Source organism: Corallococcus praedator, assembly GCF_003612125.1.
Classification (GTDB): domain Bacteria; phylum Myxococcota; class Myxococcia; order Myxococcales; family Myxococcaceae; genus Corallococcus; species Corallococcus praedator.
The window spans coordinates 1-4,092 of record NZ_RAWI01000591.1; the positions used below are offsets into that span (position 1 = coordinate 1).

Annotated in this window: 5 protein-coding genes; 2 read left to right on the forward strand and 3 right to left on the reverse strand. The window is 69.7% G+C overall.

Going from position 1 to position 4,092, the window contains the following annotated elements; translation table 11 throughout:
• Positions 1 to 141: 141 nt before the first annotated feature.
• Positions 142 to 525: a HesB/IscA family protein gene (locus D7Y13_RS39305; RefSeq protein ID WP_120585847.1), complete on the forward strand. Its 384-nt coding sequence runs from the start codon at positions 142 to 144 to the stop codon at positions 523 to 525.
• Positions 526 to 622: 97 nt separating this feature from the next.
• Here the strand turns inward: D7Y13_RS39305 and D7Y13_RS39310 are convergent, their stop codons facing one another.
• From D7Y13_RS39310 to D7Y13_RS39320, 3 genes are read right to left on the reverse strand one after another with little or no spacing between them, the layout of a single operon-like run.
• A complete protein-coding gene (locus tag D7Y13_RS39310; RefSeq protein WP_120538086.1) occupies positions 623 to 1,141 on the reverse strand; it encodes an acyl-CoA thioesterase in 519 nt (172 codons plus the stop codon).
• Positions 1,142 to 1,172: 31 nt separating this feature from the next.
• A complete protein-coding gene (locus D7Y13_RS39315) occupies positions 1,173 to 1,949 on the reverse strand; it encodes a deoxynucleoside kinase (protein ID WP_120538087.1) in 777 nt (258 codons plus the stop codon).
• Between the two features lie 12 nt (positions 1,950 to 1,961).
• Positions 1,962 to 2,780, reverse strand: a complete 819-nt coding sequence (locus tag D7Y13_RS39320; protein WP_120585846.1) for a glycerophosphodiester phosphodiesterase family protein — start codon at positions 2,778 to 2,780, stop codon at positions 1,962 to 1,964.
• Positions 2,781 to 2,938: 158 nt separating this feature from the next.
• Between D7Y13_RS39320 and D7Y13_RS39325 the strand changes: the two genes are divergently transcribed.
• Entirely contained in the window at positions 2,939 to 3,994 is a 1,056-nt protein-coding gene (locus tag D7Y13_RS39325) for a hypothetical protein (protein WP_120538089.1), read from the forward strand.
• Positions 3,995 to 4,092: the final 98 nt, after the last annotated feature.

The window sequence follows — 4,092 nt, forward strand, 5'->3', positions numbered from 1 at the left end:
CGCCGGGCCAGCTCGGCCGGGGTGATTTCGGGGATGGGCATGGGGGTTATCTTGTGTTCTCAGCAGAAGGGGCCCGTGGGGTCCCATGGCTTTTCAGGCGCCAGGGCGTTATGAGGCGCTGTTCACGAGGAGTTTAAGCACATGGACACTTCCACCGCCCTCGCCGGCTCCACGCCGGTCTCCCAGCCCGCCGCCAACGTGCCCGTCCAGTTGACGGCCGCCGCCCTCGCCCAGGTGAAGACGGTCATCCAGGCCCAGGGGTTCCAGGACTACTTCTTCTCCATCCGCGTGGTGCCGTCCGGCTGCAGCGGCCTGGGCTACGACCTGAACCTCGTGAAGGAGTCCAAGGCCGGCGACCAGGTCTGGGAGCAGGACGGCGTGAAGATCGCCACCGACGCGCTGAGCGCCCAGTACCTGTCGGGCACGCACATCGACTACGTCACCAGCATCACCGGCGCGGGCTTCAAGTTCGAGAATCCGAACGCCAAGTCGTCCTGCGGTTGCGGCACGTCGTTCACGACCTGAGCCGCGCAGGACGCGCTGAAGCAGGGCAGGGGCCGGGTTGGGACGCCAGACAGGCGTGCCCCCGGCCCTTCGTCTGTCTGGCGAGCGGCCCCGCGTCTCAGGCGCCGGCCACGGGCTTCATCACCTTCATCCAGGACTGCTCCTCCTGGCCACGGCCGCGGCGCTGGGCGCGGCGGGCCTCGGCCTCCGCGAAGGCGGAGCGCTCCGCGTCCGTCTCCAGGAGCAGGGGGGGCACGGGCACGCCCTTGCCGTCCTTGTCCTGGGTCACGAAGGTGAGCAGCGCGCTGGTGGTGAGGTGGCGCTCGCCCGTCAGCGGGTTCTCCGCGTGCACGGTGACGCCCACCTCCAGCGACGTGCGGAACGTGGCCAGCACGCGCGAGTGGAGCAGGGCAATCCACCCGACGCGGATGGGGGCGTGGAAGTGCAGGTCGTCCATGGACGCCGTCACCACGACCTGACGGCAGTGGCGCTGGGCGGCCACGGCGCCGCAGATGTCGATCCACTGCATCACCTTCCCGCCGAACGCGGCGTTCAGGTTGTTGGCGTCCGGGGGGAGGATGAGCTGCGTCATCACCACTTCGGAGTCGCGCGGGCTCTTCGGGGTCAGGTCGTGCATGGCCCCGAAGCGTGTAACGGATGCCGCGGCGTCAGGCCAGGAATGCGGAGACGCGGTCGAGGAACTCCTCGCGGCCCGGGCCCCGGCGGATGTCCTGCTTGGACACGTCCACCACCAGGCAGTCCACGCCGTACTTCTCCTGGAGCACCTGCGGGAAGCCCGCGTAGTAGCCGTTGAGGCCCTTCAGGAACTGCTTGCCGATGCCCTTCTCCTCCGCCCGGCCGCGCGTGCGGATGCGCTGCAGGAGCACCTCCTCCGAGGGCACGTCGAAGCAGATGACCTTGTCGGGCCGGACGATGTGGCGCGACAGCCGCTGGAAGTACTCGTAGTACAGGTCCAGCTCCGCGTTCGTCATGTGCCCCAGGCCGTGCAGGTACTTGGCGAAGATTTCGGGGTCCTCGTACAGGGTGCGGTCCTGCACGCAGCTCTTCCGGACGGAGTGGATGAGCTCGTGGTGCTCCACGCGCCGGATGAGGAACTCCAGCTGCAGCGTGAACGACCACCGCGACATGTCGCCGTAGTAGTCGCGCAGGAAGCGGTTGTCGATGACGGGCTCGTCGAACAGCTCGAAGCCGAAGCCCTGGCTGATCATCTTCGCGGCCGTCGTCTTGCCCGCGCCGATGTTGCCCGCGAGCGCCACGAAGCGCCGGGCGCGCGGCACCTTCACCTTGAGCTTGTTCACCTTGGGCTTGAGGCTGTTGCGGCCAGCGGGCTTGGGCTCCGGCGCGGAAACGGCCGGGGGCGGCGCCTTGGAGGAGGGCGGCTCGGCGCGGGTCGCCGGACGCGCGCGTGCGGTGGGGCGGGGCATGGACGTCAAGGCTTAGCCCGGCTTTCCGGACGCGTCCATTCGCTGGCGGAGCAGGTCCGGCCGGTCCGTCATGATGCCGCCGATGCCCTCGTGGAGCAGCCGATCCATCTCCGCCGGATCATCCACGGTCCACACGTTGATCCACTTGCCGCGCTCCGCCGCGGCCTTCAGCAGCGCGTCATCCACCAGCCGCACCTCACCGAAGTAGAGCGGCATGTCGAGCACCGCGTAGCGCGCATCCTCCGGCGGCGCCTCGCCGGCCTTGAGCGTCAGGATGAACGCGGCCAGCGCATCGCGCGGATAGAAGTGGCACGCGTCGGGCAGCACCCGCACCAGCCGCTCCGCGATGGCGTCCTGCTCGCTGCCCAGGCACACCCGGCCCAGGGCGTCTTCCTCGGTCAGCAGGCGGGCGAGCACGTCCTCGCCGCCGGGCACGTCCGGCTTGAGCTCCACGTTGAGGCGCAGGGATGGGAAGGCGCGCAGCACCTCGCGGAGTGTTGGCAGGTGCACGCCCTGGCCCCGGAAGGGGAAGGTGCTCCCCGCGTCCGGGCTGAACCGATACCCCGCGTCCAGGCGGCGCAGCTCCGCCAGGGTGAGCGCCGCGAGCGGGCCCTCCCCGTTGGTGCAGCGCTCCAGCGTGTCGTCGTGCGCGACGATGACCTCGCCGTCGCGCGTCAGGTGCACGTCGAGCTCCAGCATGTCGGTGTGGTGCTTCTCCACCGCGAGGCGGAAGGCCTCCAGGGTGTTCTCCGGTGCCACCAACGCTCCGCCGCGGTGCGCGATGTGCAGCGTGGGCTTCAGACCCTGCAAAAACGTGTCGCGCGGCAGCATGATCCACCTATTCCTGAATTCACAACGATGTCACGGGCAGGGTGCCGGTCCGTTCCTTGCCGGCCCTGGTGAGCCGCCGGTATAAGGGCCTGAATCCTCAGCCCGACAGGCGTCGGACTTCAAGAAGCGCGGCGCCCTCACCCCCCGGAGACATACGAATGGAACTGCGCAAGAAACTGGGCGCCGCGGCGCTCCTGGCTGCCACCGCCATGGCCACGGCCGCCGGCTGTGGTGGCCGTGACTCGGATCCCGATCCCGTCCCCGACGCCGGCTGTACGGGCGTCTGCAGCACGGACGCGGGCACGGATGCGGGCACGACGGATGCCGGCACGGACGCGGGCACGACGGACGCCGGCACGACGAACCAGATCGCCGCGGCGCGCAAGCTGTCGTTCGGCAGCAAGGCGACGCTGCGCAACGTGGTCGTCACGGACGTGCACTACGAGAAGCTGAGCGAGCTGGGCAACAACTCCTGGCGCTCGTACTTCTGGGTGACGGATCCGGCCGCCCCGAAGGAAGGCCTGTTCATCCACAAGTTCTACACGGACACGCCGGACACGTACCGCCCGCAGCCGGGCGACACGGTCGACATCGAGGGCTACTTCGGCACGGAGCCCAACTACGAGCCGTTCTCCGGCCGTCGTCACCACCTGGCCAACCAGCGCACGCCCGCCGTGCCGCTCGCCATCACCCCCAAGACGACGGACGCGGGCGTGGGCGCCCGGCCCCCGGCCAACGAGGTGACGGCCGAGCAGCTCGAGGCGTCGCTCGGCACGGCCCAGAACAGCGCGGCCTTCCTGGGCACGCGCGTGCACCTGGCCGGTCCGCTGACGCTCACCAACCCCACGCCGGAGGCCCTCAAGCGCCTGGACAGCTCCGGCACGCCCCCCATCTATTACGGCTTCGAGGTCGGCAACGGCATCCTCGTCTTCCACGACAAGACCCGTGACCGGAACCTGAGCGACGGTGGCGTGGAAGTGCGCTGCGACTTCCAGAAGGAGGCCCTGGATGGCGGCGCGGTGACGTTCCCCAACGGCATCAGCGGCGTCTGGGACACCTACACCTTCGCGCCCTGCACGGACGGTGGCACGGACATCACCGGCTGCGGCAGCAACAGCTCCGACAGCGGCGTGCCGGGCTCGACGAAGCCCTACACGTACACGATCATCCCGCAGGACTGCGCCGACCTGGGCGTCGTTCCTCCGGCCCCGTAGTCTCCCGCGGGACGCCTTCGCCGGTCCGCCGGCACCCGCTCTTCCGCCTCCCACGGCTCTTGGCCGTGGGGGGCGGTCGGGTTTCAGGGGGGCAGGGG